At 74.5% G+C, this 24,407-nt stretch carries 22 protein-coding genes; 8 read left to right on the forward strand and 14 right to left on the reverse strand.

Annotated elements, in window-relative coordinates; genetic code table 11:
• The first annotated feature begins 246 nt into the window (after window positions 1-246).
• A complete protein-coding gene (locus tag ACFYWQ_RS27805; RefSeq protein ID WP_389519933.1) occupies window positions 247-1,320 on the forward strand; it encodes an RNA ligase (ATP) in 1,074 nt (357 codons plus the stop codon).
• Between the two features lie 343 nt (window positions 1,321-1,663).
• On the opposite strand, the gene soxR is transcribed toward ACFYWQ_RS27805, so the two are convergent.
• A complete protein-coding gene (gene soxR, locus ACFYWQ_RS27810; RefSeq protein WP_389519935.1) occupies window positions 1,664-2,185 on the reverse strand; it encodes a redox-sensitive transcriptional activator SoxR in 522 nt (173 codons plus the stop codon).
• 117 nt (window positions 2,186-2,302) lie between these two features.
• Here soxR and ACFYWQ_RS27815 point away from each other — a divergent pair, with 117 nt between their 5' ends.
• A complete protein-coding gene (locus tag ACFYWQ_RS27815; protein WP_389519937.1) occupies window positions 2,303-2,764 on the forward strand; it encodes a MaoC family dehydratase in 462 nt (153 codons plus the stop codon).
• A gap of 20 nt (window positions 2,765-2,784) precedes the next feature.
• Here ACFYWQ_RS27815 and ACFYWQ_RS27820 read toward each other — a convergent pair whose 3' ends face one another.
• The 3 genes from ACFYWQ_RS27820 to ACFYWQ_RS27830 form a co-directional block, all read right to left on the reverse strand.
• A complete protein-coding gene (locus ACFYWQ_RS27820; RefSeq protein ID WP_389519938.1) occupies window positions 2,785-3,414 on the reverse strand; it encodes a TetR/AcrR family transcriptional regulator in 630 nt (209 codons plus the stop codon).
• 98 nt (window positions 3,415-3,512) lie between these two features.
• Window positions 3,513-3,803 (reverse strand): YiaA/YiaB family inner membrane protein, encoded by a 291-nt coding sequence (locus tag ACFYWQ_RS27825; RefSeq protein WP_389519940.1) that lies wholly within the window; start codon window positions 3,801-3,803, stop codon window positions 3,513-3,515.
• A 69-nt stretch (window positions 3,804-3,872) separates the two neighbouring features.
• Window positions 3,873-5,024: an acyl-CoA dehydrogenase family protein gene (locus ACFYWQ_RS27830; protein ID WP_389520082.1), complete on the reverse strand. Its 1,152-nt coding sequence runs from the start codon at window positions 5,022-5,024 to the stop codon at window positions 3,873-3,875.
• A 78-nt stretch (window positions 5,025-5,102) separates the two neighbouring features.
• On the opposite strand from ACFYWQ_RS27830, the gene ACFYWQ_RS27835 reads away from it, so the two are divergent.
• The 3 genes from ACFYWQ_RS27835 (at window position 5,103) to ACFYWQ_RS27845 (ending at window position 7,709) form a co-directional block, all read left to right on the forward strand.
• Complete coding sequence (locus ACFYWQ_RS27835; protein WP_389519942.1) at window positions 5,103-5,744, forward strand: TetR/AcrR family transcriptional regulator; 642 nt, start codon at window positions 5,103-5,105, stop codon at window positions 5,742-5,744.
• Between the two features lie 103 nt (window positions 5,745-5,847).
• Window positions 5,848-6,561 (forward strand): ArsR/SmtB family transcription factor, encoded by a 714-nt coding sequence (locus ACFYWQ_RS27840; RefSeq protein WP_389519943.1) that lies wholly within the window; start codon window positions 5,848-5,850, stop codon window positions 6,559-6,561.
• Between the two features lie 206 nt (window positions 6,562-6,767).
• Complete coding sequence (locus ACFYWQ_RS27845) at window positions 6,768-7,709, forward strand: DMT family transporter (protein ID WP_389519944.1); 942 nt, start codon at window positions 6,768-6,770, stop codon at window positions 7,707-7,709.
• A gap of 322 nt (window positions 7,710-8,031) precedes the next feature.
• Here ACFYWQ_RS27845 and ACFYWQ_RS27850 read toward each other — a convergent pair whose 3' ends face one another.
• The 10 genes from ACFYWQ_RS27850 to ACFYWQ_RS27895 all read right to left on the reverse strand — a co-directional run bounded on the left by ACFYWQ_RS27850 (window position 8,032) and on the right by ACFYWQ_RS27895 (window position 20,581).
• Window positions 8,032-9,111, reverse strand: coding sequence for a Zn-dependent alcohol dehydrogenase (locus tag ACFYWQ_RS27850; protein ID WP_389519946.1), 1,080 nt, complete (start codon window positions 9,109-9,111; stop codon window positions 8,032-8,034).
• 11 nt (window positions 9,112-9,122) lie between these two features.
• Window positions 9,123-10,511, reverse strand: coding sequence for an aldehyde dehydrogenase family protein (locus ACFYWQ_RS27855; RefSeq protein ID WP_389519948.1), 1,389 nt, complete (start codon window positions 10,509-10,511; stop codon window positions 9,123-9,125).
• 231 nt (window positions 10,512-10,742) lie between these two features.
• A complete protein-coding gene (locus ACFYWQ_RS27860) occupies window positions 10,743-12,086 on the reverse strand; it encodes an ABC transporter ATP-binding protein (protein WP_389519950.1) in 1,344 nt (447 codons plus the stop codon).
• A 217-nt stretch (window positions 12,087-12,303) separates the two neighbouring features.
• Window positions 12,304-12,954 (reverse strand): class F sortase, encoded by a 651-nt coding sequence (locus ACFYWQ_RS27865; protein WP_389519952.1) that lies wholly within the window; start codon window positions 12,952-12,954, stop codon window positions 12,304-12,306.
• Window positions 12,941-13,738, reverse strand: a complete 798-nt coding sequence (locus ACFYWQ_RS27870) for a hypothetical protein (RefSeq protein WP_389519953.1) — start codon at window positions 13,736-13,738, stop codon at window positions 12,941-12,943. Before ACFYWQ_RS27870 ends, ACFYWQ_RS27865 begins: the two co-directional genes overlap by 14 nt.
• A 102-nt stretch (window positions 13,739-13,840) precedes the next feature.
• The gene (locus tag ACFYWQ_RS27875) at window positions 13,841-15,088 is read right to left on the reverse strand and encodes an MFS transporter (RefSeq protein ID WP_389519954.1); all 1,248 of its coding nucleotides are present in this window, start codon (window positions 15,086-15,088) and stop codon (window positions 13,841-13,843) included.
• A 22-nt stretch (window positions 15,089-15,110) separates the two neighbouring features.
• Window positions 15,111-16,583, reverse strand: a complete 1,473-nt coding sequence (locus tag ACFYWQ_RS27880) for a CitMHS family transporter (RefSeq protein WP_389519956.1) — start codon at window positions 16,581-16,583, stop codon at window positions 15,111-15,113.
• Window positions 16,584-16,719: 136 nt separating this feature from the next.
• A complete protein-coding gene (locus ACFYWQ_RS27885; protein WP_389519957.1) occupies window positions 16,720-18,972 on the reverse strand; it encodes a molybdopterin oxidoreductase family protein in 2,253 nt (750 codons plus the stop codon).
• Between the two features lie 107 nt (window positions 18,973-19,079).
• Window positions 19,080-19,808 (reverse strand): TetR family transcriptional regulator, encoded by a 729-nt coding sequence (locus ACFYWQ_RS27890; RefSeq protein WP_389519958.1) that lies wholly within the window; start codon window positions 19,806-19,808, stop codon window positions 19,080-19,082.
• Window positions 19,805-20,581 (reverse strand): hypothetical protein, encoded by a 777-nt coding sequence (locus ACFYWQ_RS27895; protein WP_389519959.1) that lies wholly within the window; start codon window positions 20,579-20,581, stop codon window positions 19,805-19,807. Before ACFYWQ_RS27895 ends, ACFYWQ_RS27890 begins: the two co-directional genes overlap by 4 nt.
• A 221-nt stretch (window positions 20,582-20,802) precedes the next feature.
• Between ACFYWQ_RS27895 and hmgA the strand changes: the two genes are divergently transcribed.
• From hmgA to ACFYWQ_RS27910, 3 genes are all read left to right on the forward strand, one after another.
• Complete coding sequence (hmgA, locus tag ACFYWQ_RS27900; RefSeq protein WP_389519960.1) at window positions 20,803-22,167, forward strand: homogentisate 1,2-dioxygenase; 1,365 nt, start codon at window positions 20,803-20,805, stop codon at window positions 22,165-22,167.
• Between the two features lie 152 nt (window positions 22,168-22,319).
• Window positions 22,320-23,069, forward strand: a complete 750-nt coding sequence (locus ACFYWQ_RS27905; RefSeq protein ID WP_389519961.1) for a GntR family transcriptional regulator — start codon at window positions 22,320-22,322, stop codon at window positions 23,067-23,069.
• 26 nt (window positions 23,070-23,095) lie between these two features.
• Window positions 23,096-24,283: a type ISP restriction/modification enzyme gene (locus ACFYWQ_RS27910; protein ID WP_389519963.1), complete on the forward strand. Its 1,188-nt coding sequence runs from the start codon at window positions 23,096-23,098 to the stop codon at window positions 24,281-24,283.
• Window positions 24,284-24,407: the final 124 nt, after the last annotated feature.

Consider the following 24,407-nt stretch of genomic DNA (forward strand, 5'->3'; position numbering starts at 1 on the left):
CACGGCGTCTCGTGCGCGCTGGAGAAGCCGTTGAAGACGGTGTCGACGTCGGCCAGGGCGGCGGCGAGAGCGGCGGCGATCGCGGTGCTGGTCAAGGGAGTCGATTCCCCTCGGGACTCCGTGCGCGGCGGCGCGGCCGGCCGAAGAGGACGACGCTACCAGCGGCCAAACGGGTCGCTCCACCCCTTTGCCGTGACCACAGTGGGGGGCGATGAGATGCCCCTGAGGTCCTGAAGGAGCCACCGCATGTCGACGCTGCGTGTCACCGCCGAAGTGCTGACCGTCCATGATCACCCAAACGCCGACGCCCTCGAACTGGCCCAGGTCGGCCTGTACCGGGCCGTCGTCGCCAAGGGCGCCTACCGCACCGGCGAGTCGGCGGTCTACATCCCCGAGCAGGCGGTGCTCCCGGCCGGGCTCATCGAGGAACTGGGGCTGACCGGGCGGCTGGCGGGCGGCAACGCGGACCGGGTCAAGGCCGTACGGCTGCGGGGCGAGCTGTCGCAGGGCATCGTGTGCCGGCCGAAGGCGCTGGCGGACGTCGACCTCGCGCGGGCGGCGGCGGACGGCACCGACTTCGCCGAGCGGCTCGGCATCACCAAGTGGGTGCCACCGGTCCCGCCGACGATGAACGGGGAGGCCGAACCGGCACCGGAGCTGCTGCCGTGGGTCGACATCGAGAACCTCCAGCGCTACCCCGGCGTCTTCCGGCCCGGCGAGCCGGTGGTGGTCACCGAGAAGCTGCACGGGTCGGCGTGTCTGCTGACGTACGTCGCGGACGAGGGGCGGGTGTTCGTCTCCTCGAAGGGCTTCGGCGCGCGGTCGCTGGCGCTGAAGGAGGACCCGGGGAACCTGTACTGGCGGGCCGTGCGGCTGCACGGTGTCGCCGAGGCGGCGGCGCGGATCGCCGAGCGGCTCGGCGCCCGGCGGGTCGGCGTCTTCGGCGAGGTGTACGGGGCGGGCGTGCAGGACCTCGCCTACGGCGCCGACGGCCGCCGGGACACCCTCGGCTACGCCGTGTTCGACGTGTCCGCGGAGATCGGGGGCGCGGTGCGGTGGCTGGACACGGCGGAGATGTCGGCGCTGCGGGACGAACTGCCCCTGGTGCCGGTGCTGTTCGAGGGGCCCTACGACAGTGCGCGGGTGCTGGAGCTGGCGAGCGGACGGGAGACGGTGTCCGGGCGCGGGCTGCACCTGAGGGAGGGCGTGGTGGTACGGCCGGCCGTGGAGCGGTACAGCGCGGTGACCGGCGGGCGGGCGATCGCGAAGGCGGTGAGTGCGGCGTATCTGACGCGGAAGGGCGGTACGGAGTACGAGTAGAGGTGTGCTCGGGGTGATCGCGCCGGGTGAGTGCGGGGCCGCGGGGGACGGTGCCCGGCGTCGGGGCTCGGGGGGCATCGCGCGGCCCGGCGCCGACGGGGTGCCGCCCGCGCCCACCCGTGCCGCCCTGCGGCACGTATGCCCGCGGCTGGACGGAGCAGCGCGTGGCTGGACAGAGCAGTCCGCGGCCGGGCGGCGTGCCGCCGAACCACGCGCGTGCGCGGCCGGGCGGCGCGGCACCGGACCGCGCGCGTCCGCGGCTGGACGGAGCAGCGTGTGGCTGGACGGAGCAGCGTGCGGCTGGACGGCGCAGTGCGCGGCCGGGTGGGGCGGGCTCGTGCTGTCAGGTGCAGCTGTTCGTGGGGGGCGGGGCGGTGTGCGGGACGGTCCTGCCGCGCTCTTCGGTGGCCGTGGGGCCTGCCAGCAGGCTGGAGCCCGAGCGGCGTTGGCCGAAGGTGTCGTCGGGGTTGGACAGCACGCAGGTGTCGAGGGAGAGACAGCCGCAGCCGATGCAGTCGGTCAGGTGGTCGCGCAGGCGGTTGAGCCGCTTGATGCGCTCGTCGAGTTCGGCCCGCCAGGCCTCGGAGAGGCGGGCCCAGTCCTCGCGGGTGGGGGTGCGCTCCTCGGGGAGTTCGGCGAGGGCCTCGCGGATCGTGGCGAGGGGGATGCCGACGCGTTGGGCGGCGCGGACGAAGGCCACGCGGCGGAGCGTGTCGCGGGAGTAGCGCCGCTGGTTGCCCGGGGTGCGGCGGCTGCTGATGAGCCCCTTGGACTCGTAGAAGTGCAGGGCGGAGACGGCGGCGCCGCTGCGGGCGGCGAGCTGGCCGACCGTGAGTTCGTGGACCTTCTCAGGGATCTGGGGCACCTCTCGAAGCCTACCGACCCGACGGGCGGCACCCGGGTCCGTTGACAGGCCCCTCCCGACCTACCATGCTAAGCAGTCGCTTAGAGGTGACTTCGTGACGCGAGAGAGGCCGCAGACATGGCAGAGCCGAGGATCTTCACGTCCGCCGACGACCTGAGGGCGGCGGTCGGCGAGCGGCTGGGGTACACGGACTGGCTGGAGATCGACCAGAAGCGGATCGATCTCTTCGCGGAGGCCACCGGTGACCACCAGTGGATCCACGTCGACCCGGAGAAGGCCGCCGCCGGGCCCTTCGGCACCACCATCGCGCACGGCTACCTGACCCTCTCCCTGCTGCCGCTGTTCGGACCGCAGCTGATCTCGGTCGAGGGTGTGAAGATGGGCGTCAACTACGGGACGAACAAGGTGCGTTTCCCCTCCCCCGTCCCGGTCGGCTCCCGGCTGCGGGCCACCGCCGCGCTCACCGCCGTCGACGACGTCCCCGGCGGCGTCCAGGTCACCGTCGCCTTCACCGTGGAGCGCGAGGGCGGGGACAAGCCGGTGTGCGTGGCGGAGTCGGTGTCCCGCTACTACCTCTGAGCCCCCGTGCGGCGGCGGGGCTACCTCGCCGCCGCCCCCACCATCCGCAGCACGAGGTCGGCGTAGAGCGCGCCGACCTCGTCGGGCGTGCGCGGGCCGTCCACGTTGAACCAGCGGGCCACGTCGATGCACAGGGACAGCACGGCGAGGGTCGTGCCGTGCACGTCGAGCACCTCGAACTCGCCCGCCGCGACCCCTTCCTCGATGATCCCGCGCACCTCGGCGTCCACCTGCCGGCGCAGCGCGAGGATCTCGGCACGGGCGTCCGGGCCCAGGGCCTCCAGCTCGTACTGCACGACCCGCGCGGTGGTGCGCCGCCCGGCGTGCCAGCGGACGAAGGAGCTCACCGCGTCCGCGAGCCGCTGCGTCGCGCTGCCGTCACCGCGGGCCGCGGTGCGCAGGATGCTCAGCGCACGGTCGTGGCCGATGCGGCTGATGCGGTGGAGGAGCTCTTCCTTCGTCTTGTAGTGGATGTAGAGGGCGGCCGGGCTCATGCCCGCGCGCCCCGCGATGTCGCGGGTCGTCGTCGCGTGGTAGCCACGCTCGGCGAAGGCCTCCACGGCGGCGACGAGCAGTCGCCGGGCCGCGTCGGGAGTGACCTCCTCCCACGGCTCGACCTCGCCGCCGGCCGTCTCCTGAGCCGTACTCATCGCTCGTTCGCCCCTCTCGGTACAGGAGCTCCACCATACCGCCGAAGGTGAGCGGTCGCTTAGTGTGCCCGTGTGTGCCGTGCGGGGCGGGACCGGGGTCAGAGCTTCTCGGCGAACGGGTCGTGCTCGGCGAGGAGCTTCTCCAGGCGGGCCTGGTCCACGCGGCTGACGATCCGGCCGGCCTCCTGCCGGTCCCGGACCACCTTCGCCAGGGTGAAGGCGGAGGTCACCAGGTACAGGACCGCGATCGCGAGGAACGCCCGCACCCAGGCGTCCGTGTCCAGCCGGTAGATGCCGAGGGCGGTGGCCGCCATGGCGATGGCGAACGAGGCGACGGCCTGGCCGTAGAAGGCGGCCGTGCTCTGCTGCTTGACCGGTGTGTCACTCATGGGGAGAAGCTTCGGCGGGCGCGGCCCCGACCGCATCCGCCGTCGTACTCAGACGGCGGCGACGGCTACTCAGAAGGCCGAGACCCCCGTCAGCGCGCGGCCGATCACCAGCTTCTGGATCTGGCTCGTGCCCTCGTAGAGGGTCATCACGCGGGCGTCGCGCAGCAGCTTGCCCGCCGGGTACTCGTCGATGTAGCCGTAGCCGCCGAAGACCTGGAGGGCGTTGTTGGCGGCCCGGACGGCGGCCTCCGAGGCGAAGAGCTTGGCCTTGGAGGACTCGACGGCGAACGGCAGCCCCCGGTCGATCAGGTCCGCGACCCGCCAGGTCAGCAGCCGGGCGGCGTCCACGTCGACCGCGATGTCGCTGATCAGCTCCTGCACGAGCTGGTGCCCGGCGATGGCCTTGCCGAACTGCTCGCGCTCACCCGCGTACCGCACGGCCGCGTCCAGCGCGGCCTGGGCTATCCCGACGCAACCCGCCGCGACCGACATACGCCCCTTGGCCAGGGCCGACATGGCGACGGAGAAGCCCCTCCCCTCCTCGCCGAGCAGCGCGGAGGCGGGCACGCGCACGTCCTCGAGGACCAGCTCGGCGGTGGCCTGGCCGCGCAGGCCGAGCTTGCCGTGCAGGGTGCGGCGGGTCAGGCCCGGGGTGTCGGCCGGCACCAGGAAGGCGGAGACGCCCTTGTGGCCGGGGGCGTCGGTGGAGCGGGCGAACAGCAGGACGACGTCCGCCCAGGTGCCGTTCGTGATGAACATCTTGGTGCCGTTCAGGACGTAGTCGGCGCCGTCGCGGACCGCGCGGGTGGTCAGGTTCCCCGCGTCGGAGCCGGTGCCGGGCTCGGTCAGGCCGAAGCAGCCGACGGACGCGCCGGAGGTGAGCCCCGGCAGCCAGCGCCGCTTCTGCTCCTCGTCGCCCCAGGCCGCGATCGACTTGGCGACCAGCCCCAAGGACACGGAGACGATGCCCCGCACCGACGAGTCGCCGCGCCCCAGCTCCTCCGTGACCAGGCAGTACGCGAGGTGGTCGCCGCCGGAGCCGCCGTACTCCTCGTCGATCGTCAGGCCCAGGAAGCCGACCTCGCCGAGCTTCTTCACGATGCCCCGGTCGACCTCCTCGGCCCGGTCCCAGGCGACGGCGTGCGGGGCGATCTCGCGCTCCACGAAATCGCGGGCGAGCCGGCGCACGGCCTCCTGCTCCTCGCTGAGCCCCAGGTACACCACGAGACCACCTCACTTGAAAGCCGTACATTTAAATTAGCACTGCTAGTTTCTGGGTGCAGCCCTACTATGTGCGCCATGGCCCGACCGCGCAAGCCCCTCCTGAGCACCGACCGCATCGTCGAGACGGCCCGCGCGCTCGTCGACGCGGAGGGGCTCGCGGGCCTCTCCACGCGGCGGCTCGCCGCCGAGCTGGGAGTGAGCGGGCCCTCGCTCTACAACCACTTCCGGACCAAGGACGAGATCCTGGAGGCCGTCGCCGACTCCGTGAGCGCCCAGGTCGACCTGTCGATGTTCGAGGACGGGCGGGAGTGGCGGACCGCGCTGCACGACTGGGCCGTCTCCTACCGGGCCGCCCTGCGCGACCACCCCAACGTCGTCCCCGTCCTCGCGCGCGGCCCCGGCCGCCGCCCGGCCGCACTGCGGCTCGCCGACGCGGTCTACGGCGCGATGGTCGACGCCGGCTGGCCGCCCGCGCAGGCCACCTCGATCGGCGCGCTGATGCGGTACTTCATCATGGGCTCCGCGCTCGGCTCCTTCGCGGGCGGTTTCGTGGGCGACGCCAGCGCGTACGACCCGGCCGACTACCCGCACCTCGGCCAGGCCCACCTGCTGGCCGAGCAGCAGGAGAAGATCGACGAACGCGCCTTCGAGGCGGGCCTCACCGCACTGCTGGACGGGCTGGCCCAGCAGTACGAGCAGGTGCGGCGGACGGCGTAGCCGCACGACGGCCCCCGCCGCGGACGGGGACGGCGCGCCGGAGAACGCGGCGGCGGGCACGCTGCGGCGAACACCGAACCGTCCGTGTCCCATGCTGGGAGCCATGACCACCAGGGACCCCCGGGCACCGCTGCTGGCCCGGCTGGCCGGGCTGATCGCCGACGAGACGCGCGCCGCGTGCCTCCTCGCGCTGCTCGACGGCCGGGCCTGGACCGCGGGCGAACTGGCCCGGCACGCGGGCGTCGCCGCGTCGACACTGAGCGAGCACCTCGGCAAGCTCGTCGCGGGCGGCGTGCTCACCGAGGAGCGGCAGGGGCGGCACCGGTACGTACGGCTGGCCGACGCGCGGATCGCCCAGCTGGTGGAGGACCTGGCCGCGCAGGTCGCCCCCGGTGACGTCGCGGGGCCCCGGAGCCTGCGCGCGTCGAGCGCCGGGTCGGCGATGGCCCGCGGCCGTACCTGCTACGACCATCTGGCCGGACGGCTCGGCATCGCGGTCACCGACGCGTTCACCGCGCGCGGGCTGCTGCTCCAGGACACCGGGTTCGCGCTGACGGACGCGGGGCTGCGGTGGTTCGAGGGGGCCGGCATCGCCCTCGACCGCGCGGGCCGCCGCCCGCTGGTCCGGGCCTGCCTGGACTGGACCGAGCGCCGGCCGCACCTCGCCGGCACTGCGGGCGCGGCCCTGTGCCGGCACGCCCTCGACACGGGCTGGTGCGAGCGCATCGGCTCCGAGCGGGCGGTGCGGGTGACACCGGCGGGCGAGCGCGCGCTGGCCGAACTGCTGGGCATCGACGCGCGGACACTGCGCTGCTGACGGCGGCACCGCCCGGACCCACCGCCCGCTCCGGCCGCACCGGCCGCACCGGCCCGCCGCCCATCGACTACTCCGGCCCGACCCCGGCGGCTCTGGCACGATCCATCGGGAGGACCGCACCGAACGGCCCGACCGGGCAGGAGCCGGACCGCCCCTCCGTACCCCGCCGGCCGCCCCCTCCCCGGCTTCCTCACCTCAGGAGCGTGATGAACACCCCTCGTCGTCCGGAACTGCTCGCCGCCGGTGCGGCCACGGTCACCGTCGTGCTGTGGGCGTCGGCCTTCGTCTCGGTCCGCAGCGCCGGGCACGTGTACTCCCCGGGCGCCCTGGCCCTCGGCCGGCTGCTGGCCGGGGCGCTGACGCTGGGGGTGATCTGTCTCGTACGACGGGAGGGGTGGCCGCCGCGGGCGGCGTGGCGCGGGATCGGCGTGTCGGGCGTGCTGTGGTTCGGCCTGTACATGGTGGCCCTGAACTGGGGTGAGCGGGAGGTGGACGCGGGGACCGCCGCCCTGGTGGTGAACGTCGGGCCGCTGCTCATCGCACTGCTCGGAGCACGGCTGCTGGGCGACCGGCCGCCACCGAGGCTGCTGGCCGGCATGGCGGTGTCGTTCGCGGGCGCGGTGACGGTGGGGCTGTCGATGTCGGGCGGGGGCGGTTCCTCGCTGCTGGGGGTGGCGCTGTGTCTGCTGGCCGCCGTCACGTACGCCTGCGGGGTCGTGGCGCAGAAGCCCGCGCTGGGCTCGGCGAGCGCGTTGCAGGTGACGACGTTCGGCTGCCTGGTGGGGGCGGTGGTGTGCCTGCCGTTCGCCGGGCAGCTGGTGCGGGAGGCCGCCGACGCTCCGGTGCAGGCCACGCTGAACATGGTCTACCTGGGCGTCTTCCCGACCGCGCTCGCCTTCACCACCTGGGCGTACGCCCTGGCCCGGACGACGGCGGGCCGCATGGGCGCGACCACCTACGCCGTGCCGGCCCTGGTCGTGCTGATGTCGTGGCTGGCCCTGGACGAGGTGCCCGGGCCGCTGACACTGGCGGGCGGGGCGCTGTGCCTGGCGGGGGTGGCGGTGTCCCGTTCGCGCTCGCGGGCACGGGCGGGGAGGGCCGCGGCGCGGGAGCCGCGGCCCTCCGAGGAGTCCGACGTGGCGCCGTGAGCGCCGGGGAGGGTCGGCCGGTGAACCGGTGTGCCCGGTGAGCCGGGAGAGCGGGTGCACCCGTGTACGCGATACGCGGGTGCACTCATGTACTCGGTACGCCCGTGTACCGGGTACGTCCATGTACCGGGTACGTCCATGTACCGGGTACGTCCATGTACCGGGTACATCCGTGCACCAGTACACCCGCGCACCGGTACGCCCGGTGAGTCCGGTGCACCCCCGTCTCCCCGGTTGGCCCGGTGAGCGGGGTCGGCCCCCGGGCACCCTGGGCCCCCGGCATGGCGTGGACGGGGTGCGCGGGGCCGGTCCCCGGCGGCGGTCAGAACACGACCAGCGCCCGGCCCCCCTTCCCCGCCAGCATGTTCTCGAACGCCGCCGGGATGCCCTCCAGGGCGATCCGCTCCGTCACCAGCGACCCCAGGTCCAGCCGGCCCGCCCGGACGTGGTCGGCCAGGACCGGCAGGTCCCGGACGGGGTCGCAGTTGCCGTAGACGCAGCCGGAGAGGGTGCGGCCCCAGTGGAAGAGCTCCAGGGCGTGGAAGGTGACCTGCTGGTCCTTGCCACCGATGCCGACGACCGTGGTGCGGCCGCCGCGGCGGGTCGACTCCCAGGCGGTCCGGATGGTGACCGCGCGGCCCACGCACTCGACGGCCGCGTCCACGCCCTGCTTGCCGGTGAGGGCCCGGATCTCGCGGGCGGTGGTCGCGGAGGCGACGAGGTAGTCGGTGGCGCCCGCCGCGCGGGCCAGGTGCTCCTTCTCGGGGGAGACGTCGACGGCGACGATCGTGGACGCGCCGGCGATGCGGGCCGCCTGGAGGGTCGCCAGGCCCACCCCGCCGACGCCGAACACGGCCACCGTCTCGCCGGGCCGGACCTTGGCGGAGTGGTGGACGGCGCCGTAGCCGGTGAGGACGGCGCAGCCGAGGAGGGCCGCGTCCATGAGGGGGATGCCGTCCGGCAGGGGCAGGGCGCAGGAGACGGGGACGACGGTCTCCTCGGCGAACGCGCCGACGTTCAGCCCAGGGTGCAGGACGGTGCCGTCGTGGGTGCGGGCGTGCACGGCGGCGGAGCCGCTGAGGGCGTCGGCGCACAGCCACACCTCGCCCAGCCCGCAGGCGTGGCAGGCGCCGCAGGACGGCGCCCAGTTGAGGATGACGCCGTCGCCGGGCGCGAGGTGGGTGACGTCCTCGCCGACGGACACGACCGTGCCGGCGCCCTCGTGGCCGAGGACGGCGGGGACGGGGAGGCGCATGGTGCCGTCGGACAGGGACAGGTCGGAGTGGCAGACCCCGGCGGCGGCGAGCCGGACGCGGACCTGTCCGGGCCCGGGGTCGGGGAGGTCGATCCCGGTGATCTCCAGGGGAGCGCCCACGGCGGGAAGGACGGCGGCTCGAACCACGGAAAAGCTCCTCAGAACTGGAGGGACTTGGTCTGGAGGTACTCGGTGAGGCCGTGCGCGCCGAGTTCACGGCCGACGCCCGACTGCTTGTAACCGCCGAAGGGCGCCAGGGGGTTGAAACGGCCGCCGTTGATGTCGACCTGCCCGGTGTCCATACGGCGGGCGAAGGCCACCGCCTCCGCCTCGTCGCCGGCCCAGACGGCCCCGGCCAGGCCGTAGACCGTGCCGTTGGCGATGCGCAGGGCGTCGTCCTCGTCCTCGTAGCGCAGGACGGACAGGACGGGGCCGAAGATCTCCTCCTGGGCGATGGTCATGTCCGGGGTGACGTCGGCGAAGACCGTCGGGCTGACGAACCAGCCGCGCTCGCGCGGGGCGTCGGGGCCGCCCGCGACCAGGCGGGCGCCCTCGGCGACGCCCTTCTCGATGTACCCGCGCACCCGCTCCTGCTGCCGGGCGCTGACGACGGGGCCGATGCGGTCGCCGTACTTCGCGGCGGCGGCCGCGGCCAGTGCGACGGCCTCGTCGTACTGGTCGCGGTGGACCAGCATCCGGGTCCACGCGCTGCACGTCTGGCCGGAGTTGGACATCACGTTGGCGACGCCGACGTTGACGGCCCGGGCGAGGTCGGCGCTCGGGAGGATGACGTTGGCGGACTTGCCGCCGAGTTCGAGGGCCACCTTCTTGATCGCGGCACCGGCCGTGGCGGCGATCCGCCGGCCGACGGCCGTGGATCCGGTGAACGAGACCAGGTCGACACCGGGATGTTCGACGAGGGCCTGCCCGGCGACCGTGCCGAGGCCGGTGACGAGGTTGAAGACACCGGCCGGGACGCCCGCCTCGTGCACCGCCTCCGCGAAGAGCTGGGCGGACAGCGGGGTGTTCTCGGCGGGCTTGAGCACGACGGTGCAGCCCGCGGCGAGGGCCGGGGCGACCTTGGCGACGATCTGGTGGAGCGGATAGTTCCAGGGCGTGATGGCACCGACCACGCCGATCGGCTCCTGGTAGACGGTCGAGTTGCCGACCTTCTCCTCGAAGGGGTGCGTCGCGGCCAGCTCGGCGTAGGAGCCGGCGACCGCGATCGGGGCTCCCGCGTGGACCGCCTGGGAGAAGGGCAGCGGCGAGCCGAGCTCGGCGGTGATCGTCTCGGCGATCTCGTCCTTGCGGGCCACCAGCACGTCCCGCAGGGCGGCCAGGCGCGCGGCCCGTTCGGCCGGCGGGGTCGCGGCCCAGGCCGGGAGGGCGGCGCGGGCCGCCCGTACGGCGGCGTCCACGTCCTCGGCGCCGCCGGCCGGGACGCGGTCGACGACCTGCTCGTCCACCGGGTTGACGACCTCGATCACGTCCTGGCCGGCGGCGGGGCGCCAGGCACCGTCGAGGTAGATGCCGTCGTGTGCCTTCATCGTGTTCCCTCCGGGCGGTCGTCGTCGTCCGCGCCCTAAACTAGCGCCGATAGTTTTTGGGCACCAGGGGTGCCCTCCGTGCGACGCCTCACGGTGGCACCGGGGGTGCGGCCGTGTCACTTCGGGGCGCCGGACGGACGGCGATGCCACTCCCAGGGGTGTCCCACCCCAGGGCGTCCCTCCCGGGGTGTCCGTCCCGGGGGCGGACGGCGGGTGCCGGGGCCGGCGGCGTCACTCGTCCAGGTCCGGCAGCCGGGCCGGCGCCGGGCAGATCCGTTCGCCGTGGCGGTCGAAGACGAGCAGGCGGGTGATGTCGACGAGGAGGGGGACCTGCGCGCCGTGCCGCAGGTCGAAGTCGGGGGTGGTGCGGACCACGAGGTCGCCGGGCGGCCGCCCCTGCGGGGAGGCGACCGCGGGGTCGGGCGCGGTCGGCGCCTCGAGCGCCGCGCCCGGCCCGGCCGGCGGTCCGCCCGTCCGCCCCGCCCTCGCCCGCAGCCGGTCGAGGACCCCGCTCTCCCGGCGGCGCCGGACCGGCCGGGGCTGCGGGCGGGGCGCCTCCAGCTCGGGCACCACGGCGGGGCGCGATCCGGTGCCGAAGTGGACGAGCGCCTCGTGGCCCTGGAACTCCACGTGCTCCACCAGCCCGGTGATGAGGGTCTCCCCGGGGCGCGCGTCGGCGGACCGGCCGACGCGGACGGCCTCCGACCGCAGCCCGACGATCACGTCCCGGCCCTGCTGCACGCGCAGCAGCTTGTGGTCCGGGGACAGGGGTTCGGGCAGCCGCAGCGCCTGCTTGCCGAGGCTGATCGTCATCGCCCCGTCCAGCGGGGCGCGGACCGTGCCGCGCAGGAGGTTGATGCGCGGGGTGCCGATGAAGGCGGCGACGAAGACGTTGCGGGGCAGCGCGTACACCGTGCGGGGGCTGTCGAGCTGCTGGAGCACTCCGCCGCGCAGGACGGCGACCCGGTCGCCGAGCGACATGGCCTCGGACTGGTCGTGGGTCACGTACACCGTGGTGACGCCCAGCGCGCGGGTCAGGCCGGCGATCTCGGCGCGCAGGTGGTTGCGGAGCTTGGCGTCCAGGTTGGACAGCGGCTCGTCCATCAGGAAGGCCGAGGGGTGGCGGGAGATGGCCCGGCCCATGGCGACGCGCTGGCGCTCCCCGCCGGAGAGCTGGCCGGGGAAGCGGTCGAGGAGGTCCTCGATGCCGAGCATCCGGGCGGTGGCGTCCACGCGGGGGCGCGGATCGGCGCCGGGGTCCTCCAGGCGCAGCGGGAAGCCGATGTTGTCACGGCCGGTCATGGTGGGGTAGAGGGCGAAGTTCTGGAAGACCATCGCGATGTCCCGCCCGGCCGGCGGCAGGTCGTTGGCGTACGCGCCGTCGAGCCGCAGCTCCCCCTCGGTGATCCGCTCCAGGCCGGCGATCATGCGGAGCACGGTGGACTTGCCGCAGCCGGACGGCCCGAGCAGCACCAGGAACTCGCCGGGCGCGATGTCCAGCGACAGCCGGTCCACCACCCGGACGCCCTTGTCGAAGACCTTGCTCACGTCGTGCAGGGAGATGGCGCGTGTCATGGGCGGTGTCCCCGGGGGCTCGCTCGGGCGTGGTGCTCCGCGGTCGGGAGCCCCGTACGGTGTCGTACGGGGCTGTGGGGCACGGAAGTTAACGGACCGTGCGCACCCGGGGGAAGACACGGGACGGAATCGGACACGCCGGTCCGCTGAGCGCGGAAACGGACGGGGTGGTTCAGTGGGCCCCGGCGGGCGGCGGGCCCGGTTCCGGGCGGCCGGGTCAGCGGGTGGCGGTCAGGTGGGCGAAGACGACCACGTTGCTGGTGTAGCCGGTCCTGCGGTGGAAGTATCCGCCGCAGGTGAGCACCCGTAGCTCGGGGCGCTTGCGGGCGCCGTACACCTCCTTGTCGGGGAAGCGGTCCTTGTCGAAGACCTCGACCCGGTCGACGGTGTAGACGGCGGTGCGGCCGTCGGTGCGCCGGGCCTCGATCCGGCTGCCGGGAGGTACGCGTTCCAGGCCGGCGAAGACCGCGGGGCCGGTCCGGGTGTCGCGGTGGCCGACGGCGACGGCCGTGCCCGGTTCACCGGGGGTGGGGCCGTCCTCGTACCAGCCGACGAGCCTGGGCCTGTCCAGCGGTGGGGTGCCGAGCTCCCGGCCGGGGCCGAGCCGCAGTCCGACGATCGGCGCGTCGATCCCCAGGGACGGTACGCGCAGGGTGGTGGCCCGGGAGCGGGGCAGCGGAGTCGGCGGGCGTTCCGGGGCCGCGCGGCCGGCCCGGTCCTCGCCGTCGGCGGCCGGGCCGGCCGGTCCGTCGTTCCCCCCGCACTGGACGCCGGCCGTCACCAGGACGGCCACCAGCGCGGCCGTCCTGGTGAGCCGGAAGGCCCGCGTCCGGTACCAGGGCCTGCGTCCGCGCCTACGCGGCACCATGCGTGCGTCGGCGGATCAACCGGACGTAGACCGCGCCGCCCACGGCCACCAGCCCCACGGCGGCGGCCGCGCTCAGCGGGGTGAAGGCCTGCGCGGTGTCGACGAGACCGCCGCCACCGGCGTGGACACCGCCCTTCGGGGCGTCCCCGTGGCCGCTGGAGCCCTGCCCGTCCTGGCGGTCCTCGATCGGACGGCTCGGGTCGTCCCCGCGGCCGCCGGTGCCGTTCTGCTGCTGGCTCCCGGGGCCCTGCCCCGAGCCCTGGCCCTGCCCCGGGCCCTGGCCCTGCCCCGGGCCCTGGCCCTGCCCCGGGCCCTGGCCCTGGCCCGGGCTCCCGCCCTGGCCCTCGACGCCCTGGCGGGGGTCGCCGCAGTCGACGCGGAAGACCTTTTCCCTGGGCCCGGTGCCCCCCGCGACCGTCCACACGAGCCGGTACTGGCCGTCGGCCAGTCCCAGCGTGTCGGTGTGCCCGGCGCCTCCGGCGAGGGTGATGGTGCCGCTCACGGTGGCGGCGGTGGGCAGCGGCGGCTGGGCCTGGATGGTGTACGCGACGCTCGTCACCTCACCGAAGTTGGCGGCGTCGAGGTAGAACCGGCAGACCACGGGGTCGTCCTTGGACACCCCGTAGGGCACGCGCTCATTGTGGACCCTGATGTCGGCGCCGTCCCCCGGAGCGGCCGTGGCGGCCGGTGCCGCGAGCCAGGTGGCCCCGGCCGCGGTGAGGGCCGTGAGGGCGGCGACGCCGAGGCGGCTGCCGGCGGCGTGCGGGAGCATCAATGTGGGCATGGACATTCCTCCGAGTCAGACGATTTTCATACAAATCGCGCTTTCATCTGACTCTCTTTCACACCCGGCCCGCGCCGTGCCGGAGCACGGCCCGACGCGCCGTCAGACGTCCCCCGTCCGGCCCACACCGGTCCCGGTCCGCCGCGGCCGCGGGACGGCCCTGGGCTCCTGGGCGCCCCGCGGGCCGCCCGGCGAGCGCAGCGCGACCCCCGACGACAGCAGCAGCAGCGCCCCGAGCATCACGAAGGGCGCGGCCACGCCCGCGACGCCGGCGACCAGACCGGCCGCGGCGGGCGCGGCGACCTGGCCGAGCCGGTTGCCGGTCAGCCGCAGCGCCAAGGCGGTGGAGCGGGCCCCGTCGGGGGCGGCCTGGACGACCGTCGTCATCGACAGCGGCTGCCCCACCCCGAGGCAGAAGCCGAGGGCGACGAGCAGCACGGCGAGCCCCCACACCGGTACCGGCAGCGCGATCCCGGCGCACAGCAGGGCCGCCAGCAGACAGGTCACGGTGAGCAGGGCCCTGCGCCCGAGCAGCCGCAGCAGGGACGTGAGCACCAGGCGGCAGGCGATGGTGGCCGCCGCCCGCAGGCTGAGCAGGACGCCGACGACGGCGGGCGCGATACCCCGGTGTTCGCCGACCACCGGCAGGTAGGCGGTGAGGATGTCGCTCGCGGACAGCACGGCGAGGCTGACCAGGATGCCGGCGGGCACGCCCCGGGCGCGCAGGATGCGCGCGACGGGCACCCGGTCGCCCGGCCCGGTACGGGACCCGGGTGCCGTGGCGCGGTGTTCCAGGCGCCACAGCGAGGTGAACGCGACCGCGGCGACCGCGCCCGCGCAGAGCAGGGCCAGGGCGCTGCTGCCGGCCATGTCCGGGCCGCCGACGACGAGACCCGCCGCGATCGGGCCGATCAGCTGGCCGAGGGAGGCGCCGATGGTGAAGTGGCCGAAGTTGCGGTCCTGCTCGTGCGGGGCGGACCGGCGGGCCACCAGCGACTGGGCGCCGATGACGAAACAGAGGTGGCCGAGGCCCATGACCCCGCTCCACAGGGCCATCGTCCACAGGGAGCCGGCCGCGCCGCTGAGCGCGCAGCCGCCGGATATGAGCACCACTCCGACGGACAGCAGGGGCGTGCACCGGCCGTGGTCGGTACGGCGGCCCAGCGGGACCGCGGCGAACAGCGGCAGCAGCGCGTAGACGCCCGCGATGACGCCGACGGCCCGTTCGTCGGCGCCCAGGGCGAGGGCCCGGTAGGAGACGGCGGGCCGGGCCATCGACACCGCCCCCTGCGCGAAGACGAAGGAGATGACAAGGCGGAACAGCCAGCCGCGGTGCGCGCCGGGCCTCATGGGACGTCCTCCAGGGAGTCGATCAGATGGTGCCGAAGAGGAACGCCGCCCCGAGCACCACCACCGAGGTCAGCGCCGCCCACTTGACCACGAACCGGGTGTGGTCGCCGAACTCGACCTTCGCCATGCCCACGAGCACGTACACGGCCGGGACCAGCGGGCTCGACATGTGCAGCGGCTGGCCGACGATCGAGGCGCGGGCGATCTCCAGGGACGATACGCCATGGGCCTGGCCCGCCTCGGCGAGGACCGGGAGGATGCCGAAGTAGAAGCCGTCGTTGGACATGAAGTACGTGAACGGGATGCTCAGGACGCCGGTCACGAGCGCCATGTGCGGGCCCATGCCATCGGGGATGTTGCCCACGACCCACTCGGCCATGTGGTCCACCATGCCGGTGCCCTGGAGGACGCCGGTGAAGACGGCGGCGGCGAAGACCATGCCGGAGACGTTGAGGACGTTCTCGGCGTGGGCGCCGAGCCGGGCCTTCTGGTCCGGCATGTGCGGGAAGTTGACGGTGAGCGCGAGCGCGGCGCCGAGGAGGAACAGCACCGGGATCGGCAGCCACTCCATGATCATGGCGGTGAGCAGGGCCACGGTGAGCAGCGCGTTGAACCAGTACAGCCTGGGGCGGAGGGTGGGCCGGTCCGGGTCGAGGACCCGCGCGCCGCCCTCGGGCTCCTCGTCCGCCGCGCCGCCGGACTCCTCGTCCGCCGCGCCGGTGCCGGGGCCGGCGTCCGGGCCGGCGGCGGGCGCGCCGGCTCCGCCGGAACCCTGGCGGGAGGTGCGCGCCGTGCCCGTGCCGGAGGCGGCGCCCACGAGGACCGCCCCGGTCAGCTTCTCCTGCTCCTTCTCCTCCACCAGCACCTCGCCGAGCGTCAGCACGCCGAGCCGCCGGCGCTCGCGCAGGCCGAGCACGTACGCCAGGGCGAGCACGAAGACCAGCCCCGCGCCGAGGGCGGGGATCATCGGGACGAAGATGTCGCTGGCGTCCAGCTTCAGCGCGGTGGCGGCACGGGCGGTGGGGCCGCCCCACGGCAGGGTGTTCATGACACCGTTGGCCATGGCGGCGACACCGGTCATCACCACCAGGCTCATCTTCAGGCGCTTGTACAGCGGGTACATCGCCGAGACCGTGATCATGAACGTGGTCGATCCGTCACCGTCCAGCGAGACGATCGCGGCGAGGACGGCGGTGCCGACGACGATCCGCATCGGGTCGGCCTTCGCGAACCTCAGGATGCCGCGCACGACGGGATCGAAGAGGCCGACGTCGATCATCACACCGAAGTAGACGATCGCGAACATGAGCATCGCCGCGGTGGGGGCGAGGCTGGTGACGCCGTCGATGACGTAGTCACCGAGCAGGGCGCCCTTCCCGACGAGCACGCAGAACAGTGCCGGGATCAGCACCAGCGCCGCGATCGGCGACATCTTCTTCAGCATGATCAGGACCAGGAAGGTCGCGATCATGGCGAAGCCGAGGATGGTCAGCATGAGTGGAGTACCTAACGTTCGCCCTTGAACATCCCACCTGGGGTCGGCGGTGCGTTGACGTTAGGACCGCTCGCACGTTGTTAACAAGACGTTGACGTGCGAGCAATAAGCGCAAAACTCCAGGTCACGGCTTTGCTCAGGTCAGCGGCACGTTCCCCTCGGCCACCGGGAGGAGCTCGACGGGCACTCCGTTGAGGACCGCGTTGCCCGAGAGCGGGTCGAGCAGACTGCCGTCGAGGAGCTGGTTGACGTTGACGCCGGGGTCGGCGGCGGCATGGACCGTCCGGGTGCCGGGCCGGTCGTGGCCCCAGCCGTGCGGCAGGCTGACGACGCCCCGGCGCACGCCGTCGGTGACCTCGGCCGGGGCGGTCACCTCTCCCCCGGCACCCTTGACCCGCACCGGGGAGCCGTCCCGGACGCCCAGCCGCTCGGCGTCCTCGGGGTGGATGTGCAGGGTGCAGCGGTTGGTGCCGCCGGTGAGGGCGGGCACGTTGTGCATCCAGCTGTTGTTGGACCGCAGATGGCGGCGCCCGACGAGGACGGGCCCGGGGGACGGCGCCCGGAGCGCCCGCCGCAGCCGGGGCAGGTCGTCGGCGATCGGCCCGGGCAGCAGCTCGATCCGTCCGCTGCGCGTCCTGAGCGGCTGCGGCAGGCGCGGGCGCAGCGGTCCGAGGTCGATGCCGTGCGGGTGCTCCAGCAGCCGGGCGAGGTTCAGCCCGTCGGGACGCGCGCCGAAGCCGTCGCCGTAGGGGCCGAGGCGCAGCATCAGGTCCAGCCGGCGCTCGGGGCCGTTCTCCCCGGTGAGCCGGGCGGCCAGCTCCCGCGGGTCGCGGCCGTGCACGGGTGAGTGCGGCTCCTGGACCGACTTGCCGAGGACCTGGCCGATGGCCAGGTCGTCGACGGCGGACGGGTCGGCGCCGTGCGTCCCGGTCACGGCGAGGATCAGCCGGGCGTGGATCTCGCTCTCGGCCGTGCGGCCGGGTTCGAGGGGGACGGCGGGCCGGGTGTAGCGCACCTGGTGGCGCACGGCGAGGGTGTTGAGCGCGAAGTCGTGGTGCGGGCTCTGCGAGGGCGGGGGCGGCGGCAGGACGACATGGGCGTGGCGCGTGGTCTCGTTGAGGTACGGGTCGACGGCGACCATGAAGTCGAGGGAGCCGAGCGCCTTGTCGAGCCGGTCGCCGTCGGGCGCGGACAGCACGGGGTTGGCGGCCACGGTGATCAGGGCGCGGACCGGTTCGCCGGCCTCGGTCGCGGTGTCGATCTCCTCGGCGAGCGCGGAGAGCGGCAGCTCGCCCTTGGCCTCGGCGTGCCGGCTCACCCGGGAGTGCCAGCGCCCGAGCGCGAAGCCGCGGCCCGGACCGGCCGGCCGGGGGGTGCGGTCGGTGGCGGCCTGCGGGAAGAGGGCGCCGCCGGGGCGGTCGAGGTTGCCGGTGAGGACGTTGAGGACGTCGACCAGCCAGCTGGCGAGGGTGCCGTGCGGGACGGTGCAGCTGCCGATACGGCCGTAGACGGCGGCGGTGGGGGCGGCGGCGAGGTCGCGGGCGAGGGCACGGGGCACCCCGGCGTCCACGTCGCAGGCCTCGGCGACGGCCTCGGGCGTGAAGTCCGCGAGGGCGGCGCGGAGTTCTTCGACGCCCTGGACGTGCGGCGTGAGGTCCCCGAGGTCCACGAGCCCTTCCTCGAACAGGGTGCGGGCCGTCGCCGCGAGCAGCAGGGCGTCCGTGCCGGGCCGGATCGCGACGTGCCGGTCGGCGAGCCGGGCGGTGCGGGTGCGGCGCGGGTCGATCACCGTGAGGGTGCCGCCGCGGGCCTTGAGCGCCTTGAGCCGGGCGGGGAAGTCGGGCGCGGTGCACAGACTGCCGTTGGACTCCAGGGGGTTGGCGCCGATGAGGAGGAGGTGGTCGGTGCGGTCGAGGTCCGGGACCGGGATGGCGTTCGCGTCCCCGAAGAGCAGGCCGCTGGAGACGTGCTTGGGCATCTGGTCGACCGTGGAGGCGGTGAACAGGCTGCGGGTGCCGAGTCCGGCGACGAGCAGCGGCGGGTAGAGCGCGCCGGCCACGGTGTGCACGTTCGGGTTGCCGAGGACGACCCCGACGGCGTTCGGCCCGTACCGCTCGACGACCGGCCGGACACCGGCGGCGACCGCGTCGAAGGCCTCCTCCCAGGTGGCCTCGCGCAGCTCCCCGTCCCGGCGCACCAGGGGGGTGCGCAGCCGGTCGGGATCGCCATCGACGGCCCCGAAGGCGGCGCCCTTGGGGCAGATGAACCCCTTGCTGAACACGTCGTCCCGGTCGCCCCGCGCGCCGGTGACCCGGGTTCCGTCGAGGGTGAGGGTCAGCCCGCAGGTGGCCTCGCACAGGGGGCAGATTCGCAGGGCGGTGCGGGACACGGGTCCTCCCGGAAGAAGGCGGCGGCTGTGGCGCTCTCCTCCGGGAGCATACCGACCGGTACGCATGGTGGGGAGGGCCCGGACCGACGCGACCCGGCGGGCGGACGTCAGTCCAGGGACCGGGCGAGATAGGCCCGCAGCAGCTCCCTGGTCTCGCCGATCACCTTCGGGTCCCCCTCCGGGTCCATCCGGAAGGCCAGGTGGACGAGGGTGTCCGCGGTCTCCACGGCGATCAGGAAGGTACGGCGCAGGTCCTCGTCGGGTTCGCGGCCGAGGTAGCCGGAGAGCAGGTCGGTGAGGCGGTCGGCGACCCGGTGGTTGGGTTCGGCGCGGGCGCCGACCGGGATCTGGTTGCCGAAGTCGACGAGGGAGAAGCCGGGCGCGGTGCGCTTCATGGCCAGGTACTCGTCGAGCACGGCGTCCATGGCGGCCCGCCAGTCCCCCCGGCGCCCGGCCTCTCCCGGACGGGGGCCGCCTTCGCCGCGGGGGCCGCCCTCGCCGGGACGGGAGCCGCCCTCGCCGGCCTCGCCGCTCCCGGCGGGGGCGGCGGGGGCGGCGGCGCGGGCGCCGTTCAGCCGCTCGGTGACGCGCTCGGCGTAGCGTTCGAGGTTGCGCTGGGCCAGCGCGTCGGCCATCTGCTTCTTGTTGCCGAAGAAGCGGTACACGGAGCCGATGGGGACACCGGCGCGCTGGGCGACCGCGCGGGTGCTCAGGTCGTCGTAGCCGACCTCGTCCAGGAGGTCGGCGCAGGCGTCGAGGATTCTGGTCAGCCGTTCGGCACTGCGCCGCTGCACGGGCGCACGGCGTAGCGATGTCGCATGGGGCACGGGGCTCATGATGCCTTTCCGCCGCGGTCGGGTGAACCTCGCCCCTCGGTACGGAGAAAGATGCCCGGTGCACTCAGTGCGGAGAGGGACGCGGCGGAGACGCCGGCGCCCGGCCCCGGGGACACGCCGGCCGACTCCAGGGACGCGCCGCTCGGCCCGGAGAACGCGGTGGTCAGGGCCGGGGACGCGCCGGTCGGGCCCGGGGACGCCCCGGTCGGCCCGGGGGTCGCGCCGGTCGGGCCGGGGGTCGGGCCGGCGGACGCGCCGTCCGGCTCCGACGCCGTGACGTCCGCCGTGCTCTCCACCGGCTCGCCGTCGACCGCCCACACCGTCCCGTCGTCCGCGTACAGGCGTGCGGTGACCTGGTGGGTGCCGTGCGGGAGGTAGCCGGCGGGGATGTCGTGGGAGGGGCCGCGCAGGTCGGCGACGGCGCGGTCGTCCACGAAGAGCCGGGCGATGCCGCGGCCGGCGGCCGCCCGTGCCGCCGTCCCGGCCGGCGAGAACCGGAAGTTGCGCACCTCGAGCCGGACGTCCCAGCCGCCGCGGGCGTCGGGCTCGACCTCGACCCGTACGTCCGGCGCGTCCTTCTCCCCGACCTCCCGGTAGTGCCGCCCGTCGCCGTCGGTGTCCTCCAGCACCTCGCCCACCGGCTCCGGCGAGACCGCGGCCGTCCCGGCCGCCCCGCCCCCCTCGACGGCGTCACCGGAGCCGCAGCCCGCGGATCCGGTCACCAGCAGGACACAGACCGCGAGCGCGGAAAGGGAGCCACGCGTCCACGACATGCCGGGGAGCGTAGAACACCGGTACGACACACGGATCCCCCCGGGGTCGGGATCTCGCCACCTGACGATCACCCACCACGCGGTCACCCACCACGCGGTCACCCGCCGCGTGATCGCCCACCGCACGATCGTCCACCGTACGGAGGAGCCCCTCCCCTTGCGCCCCCGAAACCCCAATCCTACGGTGATACAGAGGAATAGGCGGCCGACAGGGAGCGCGCATGGGCAGCGAGGACGCACGCAGGACGGCCGAAGGGCTGCACCACCTCTCCGGGCTCTCCGGGCTCTCCGGGCTCCCCGGGCTCCCCGGCTTCGGCAACGAGCACGCCTCCGAGGCCGTGCCCGGCGCCCTGCCCGAGGGCCGCAACTCGCCGCAGCGCGGCCCCCTCGGCCTGTACGCGGAGCAGCTCAGCGGCTCGGCGTTCACCGAACCGCGCGCCCACAACCGCCGCTCCTGGCTGTACCGGATCCGTCCGTCGGCCGCGCACCCGGAGTTCACCCGCACCTCCAACGGCACGCTGCGCACGGCGCCCTTCACGCAGACGGTCCCCGACCCCAACCGGCTGCGCTGGGACCCCCTGCCGGAGCCCGCGCCGGGCACGGACTTCGTGGCGGGCCTGTGGACCCTCGGCGGCAACGGCGACGCCGCCCAGCGCACCGGCATGGCCGTGCACCTGTACCACGCCAACGCCTCCATGGACCGGGTGTTCGGCGACGCGGACGGCGAGCTGCTGATCGTCCCCGAGCGCGGCGGCCTGCTCCTGCGTACGGAGTTCGGGCTGATGCGCGCCGAGCCGGGCCATGTCGCCCTCGTCCCGCGCGGCGTCCGCTTCCGCGTGGAGCTGCTGGACGGGACGGCCCGCGGCTACGTCTGCGAGAACTACGGCGCCCCCTTCCGCCTCCCCGACCTCGGCCCGATCGGCGCCAACGGGCTCGCCAACCCCCGGGACTTCCTCGCCCCGGTCGCCGCGTACGAGGACGTCGAGGGCCCGGTGGAGGTGGTCAACAAGTTCTGCGGCAACCTCTGGAGCGCGACGTACGACCACTCCCCGCTGGACGTCGTCGCCTGGCACGGCACCCACGTCCCGTACGTCTACGACCTGCGCCGCTTCAACGTGATCGGCACGGTCTCCTACGACCACCCCGACCCGTCGATCTTCACGGTGCTGACCGCGCCGTCCGACACCCCGGGCCTGGCCGGCGTGGACTTCGTCGTCTTCGCGCCGCGCTGGCTGGTGGGCGAGGACACCTTCCGGCCGCCGTACTTCCACCGGAACGTGATGAGCGAGTACATGGGGCTGATCGAGGGCGCCTACGACGCCAAGACGGCCGGGAAGGGGGGCTTCGTGCCGGGCGGCGGCTCGCTGCACAACATGATGTCGGCGCACGGCCCGGACCGGGAGACGTTCGACCGGGCGAGCACCGCCGAGCTGACGCCGCACAAGGTCGACGACGGGCTGGCGTTCATGTTCGAGACGCGCTGGCCGGTCGTCCTCACCCCGCACGCGGCCCGCGCCGACCACCGGCAGCAGCGCTACGACGACGTGTGGTCGGGGCTGGAGCGCCACTTCCGCCCCGCGCACTGAACGCACCTTCCGCCCCGCGCATTAAACGCCCCCTTCCGCCCCGCGCATTGAACACCCCCTTCCGCCCACGCGCCGAACGCCCCTTCCACCCGTGCGCCGAACGCCGCTTCCGCCCCTTGCACCGAGTGTGCCCTCCCGGTACGGATGGCCCCGTGACCTCCTTCGCCCCGGACTCGATCGTCCTCAACCGCAAGCTGCCGCTCTGGTACCAGGTGTCGCAGTCGCTGCGCGCCTCGATACTCGGCCGCTCACCCCGGGACCCGCTGCGCCTGCCCACCGAGGAGCAGCTGGCCGGGCACTACGGGGTGAGCGTGCTGACCATGCGGCAGGCGCTGAAGGAACTGGAGGACGAGGGGCTGATCAGCCGGCACCGCCGGCGCGGCACGTTCATCGAGCCGGCCGCCCGGCGGGGCACGCCGGTGCGGCTGCTCGGCTCGGTCGACGCGATCGTGGCGCAGCAGTCCGGCATGGAGACGCGGCTGCTCGACCGGGGCACGGCGGCGACCCCGGCGGAACTCGCCGAATACTTCCCGGACCTGGCGGAGGTGGCGACGTACCACCGGCTGCGCAGCGACGAGAAGACCGGTGAGCCGACCAACCACGCCCGCAACTACGTGCGTCCCGAACTCGCCGCCCTGATCGACCCGGAGGACCTGGGACGCTGGCCGATGACCAAGGTGCTGCGGGACGTCGTGGGCGCGGACATCGGCCGCATCACCGACACGGTCGAGGCGCGGCTGGCGGACCCGGAGACCGCCCGGCTGCTGGGGGTCCCGCTGCTGAGCCCGATCCTGCACTACACCGGCGTCACCTACGACACCGGCGGCCGCCCGCTGGACGTGGCCGTCATCCACTACCGCGGCGACCGCTTCTCCTTCACGGTGACCCTGGACGCCACCTGACCCGCGCGCGCGGAGTGCGTCGTACGATGCTCGGCGTGACGCCCGACGACGCTCCGCCGCTCGCGGACCTCATGCCGTGGTCCGTCGCACCGCCTCGGCTCGGCCGGGGGTGGCCGCTGGCTCCCGACCCGGCCGTGCTGAAGGACCGCTGGGCCGCGCTGGTCACGGCGGAGGGGCCGGACCGCGAGGCGTTGTTCGAGCCGACGCGCGCCCGCACCCTGCACACGGCGGTGGGGCAGCTGCCCGGCCGGAGCGCCGGCACGGGGAGGCTGGTCCGCGCCACGGGCCCCTGCCCCGAACCCGTCCGGGTCCTCGCCGCGCCCTTCGACGAGCAGTGGCTCATTCCCGACCATCGCCTCATCGACGCGGCCCGCCCCGAGCTGTGGCGGGTGGCGGACGCGCACCAGGTCTTCGTCGTGGAGAGCCCGGACTCCCCGTTCCCGACGGCCACCTCGCTGTTCCCGCTGCCGCGCGCGGGCCGGGTCCGCCCCCTGTTCCGCCGCCCGGGCGGCGCGGAGCCCAACCTGGCGCCGGGGCTGCTGGAGCACCTGGGCCACTCCGCCGACCCGCTGGACTTCCTGGCCTGGGTCCTCGCCGCCGTCCGCCCCGACGGCACGGTCCCCCTCACCCGGGACCCCGGGCTCTGGTCGCGGGGCGTGGAACTGGGCCACCGTGTGCTGTGGCTCCTGCGCCGCGACGGCGAACGCCCCCGGCTCCCCGGCGGGCGGCGCCCCTACGTCCGCGCGCCCCTGCCCTCCCTCCCCCGGTCCCGCCCGGACGGAGCGACCCCGCTGCTCACCCTCCGCTACGACCGCGAGGAGGAGACCCTCCACCTCGACGGGGGCCGCGTCTCGCCGGTCCCGCCGGAGGCGTGGGACTTCAAGGTGGGCGGCGTCCGGGTCCTGGAGCAGTGGTGCGCGGTCCGGACGGCCGCGGCCGAGCCGGGCACCCTGGCGGCGATCCGCCCGGCCGCGTGGCCGCAGAACTGGACGTCCGAGCTCCTCGAACTGATCACGGTGCTGGCCCTGCTGGCCCCTGTGCTGCCGCAGCGGGAGGAACTGGGGACCGCGGACCCGGCCACGACGGCGGCCCCGGTCACGGCGACGGACCTGCGCGCGGCGGGCATCCTGCCGGTCCCGGACCGCTGCCGCCGCCCGGCGTCGATCCTGGACCACGCGGAGGAGGGCCCCGAGGGCCAGCTCGCCCTGCTCTGACCCCGCGTCCGGCCACCGGGACGCCCACCCCGTGCGCGGTGCCGCGCACGCAGGCGCATGCCCGCCTGCGGGACACCGGCAGGCGCACACACCCACCTCCGCCGCGGCCGGCGGGACACCGGCA

The organism is Streptomyces sp. NPDC003247, from assembly GCF_042888135.1.
Taxonomy (GTDB): domain Bacteria; phylum Actinomycetota; class Actinomycetes; order Streptomycetales; family Streptomycetaceae; genus Streptomyces.

Coding starts and splice junctions, on each gene's coding strand:
- ACFYWQ_RS27865 (WP_389519952.1), bottom strand. CDS start 12,954: ATGGTGCCGCGTAGGCGCGGACGCAGGCCCTGGTACCGGACGCGGGCC.
- ACFYWQ_RS27845 (WP_389519944.1), top strand. CDS start 6,768: ATGAACACCCCTCGTCGTCCGGAACTGCTCGCCGCCGGTGCGGCCACG.
- ACFYWQ_RS27805 (WP_389519933.1), top strand. CDS start 247: ATGTCGACGCTGCGTGTCACCGCCGAAGTGCTGACCGTCCATGATCAC.
- ACFYWQ_RS27890 (WP_389519958.1), bottom strand. CDS start 19,808: ATGAGCCCCGTGCCCCATGCGACATCGCTACGCCGTGCGCCCGTGCAG.
- ACFYWQ_RS27860 (WP_389519950.1), bottom strand. CDS start 12,086: ATGACACGCGCCATCTCCCTGCACGACGTGAGCAAGGTCTTCGACAAG.
- ACFYWQ_RS27880 (WP_389519956.1), bottom strand. CDS start 16,583: ATGCTGACCATCCTCGGCTTCGCCATGATCGCGACCTTCCTGGTCCTG.
- ACFYWQ_RS27815 (WP_389519937.1), top strand. CDS start 2,303: ATGGCAGAGCCGAGGATCTTCACGTCCGCCGACGACCTGAGGGCGGCG.
- ACFYWQ_RS27825 (WP_389519940.1), bottom strand. CDS start 3,803: ATGAGTGACACACCGGTCAAGCAGCAGAGCACGGCCGCCTTCTACGGC.
- ACFYWQ_RS27910 (WP_389519963.1), top strand. CDS start 23,096: ATGCTCGGCGTGACGCCCGACGACGCTCCGCCGCTCGCGGACCTCATG.
- ACFYWQ_RS27855 (WP_389519948.1), bottom strand. CDS start 10,511: ATGAAGGCACACGACGGCATCTACCTCGACGGTGCCTGGCGCCCCGCC.
- ACFYWQ_RS27870 (WP_389519953.1), bottom strand. CDS start 13,738: ATGCCCACATTGATGCTCCCGCACGCCGCCGGCAGCCGCCTCGGCGTC.
- ACFYWQ_RS27875 (WP_389519954.1), bottom strand. CDS start 15,088: ATGAGGCCCGGCGCGCACCGCGGCTGGCTGTTCCGCCTTGTCATCTCC.
- ACFYWQ_RS27840 (WP_389519943.1), top strand. CDS start 5,848: ATGACCACCAGGGACCCCCGGGCACCGCTGCTGGCCCGGCTGGCCGGG.
- hmgA (WP_389519960.1), top strand. CDS start 20,803: ATGGGCAGCGAGGACGCACGCAGGACGGCCGAAGGGCTGCACCACCTC.
- ACFYWQ_RS27895 (WP_389519959.1), bottom strand. CDS start 20,581: ATGTCGTGGACGCGTGGCTCCCTTTCCGCGCTCGCGGTCTGTGTCCTG.
- ACFYWQ_RS27835 (WP_389519942.1), top strand. CDS start 5,103: ATGGCCCGACCGCGCAAGCCCCTCCTGAGCACCGACCGCATCGTCGAG.
- ACFYWQ_RS27820 (WP_389519938.1), bottom strand. CDS start 3,414: ATGAGTACGGCTCAGGAGACGGCCGGCGGCGAGGTCGAGCCGTGGGAG.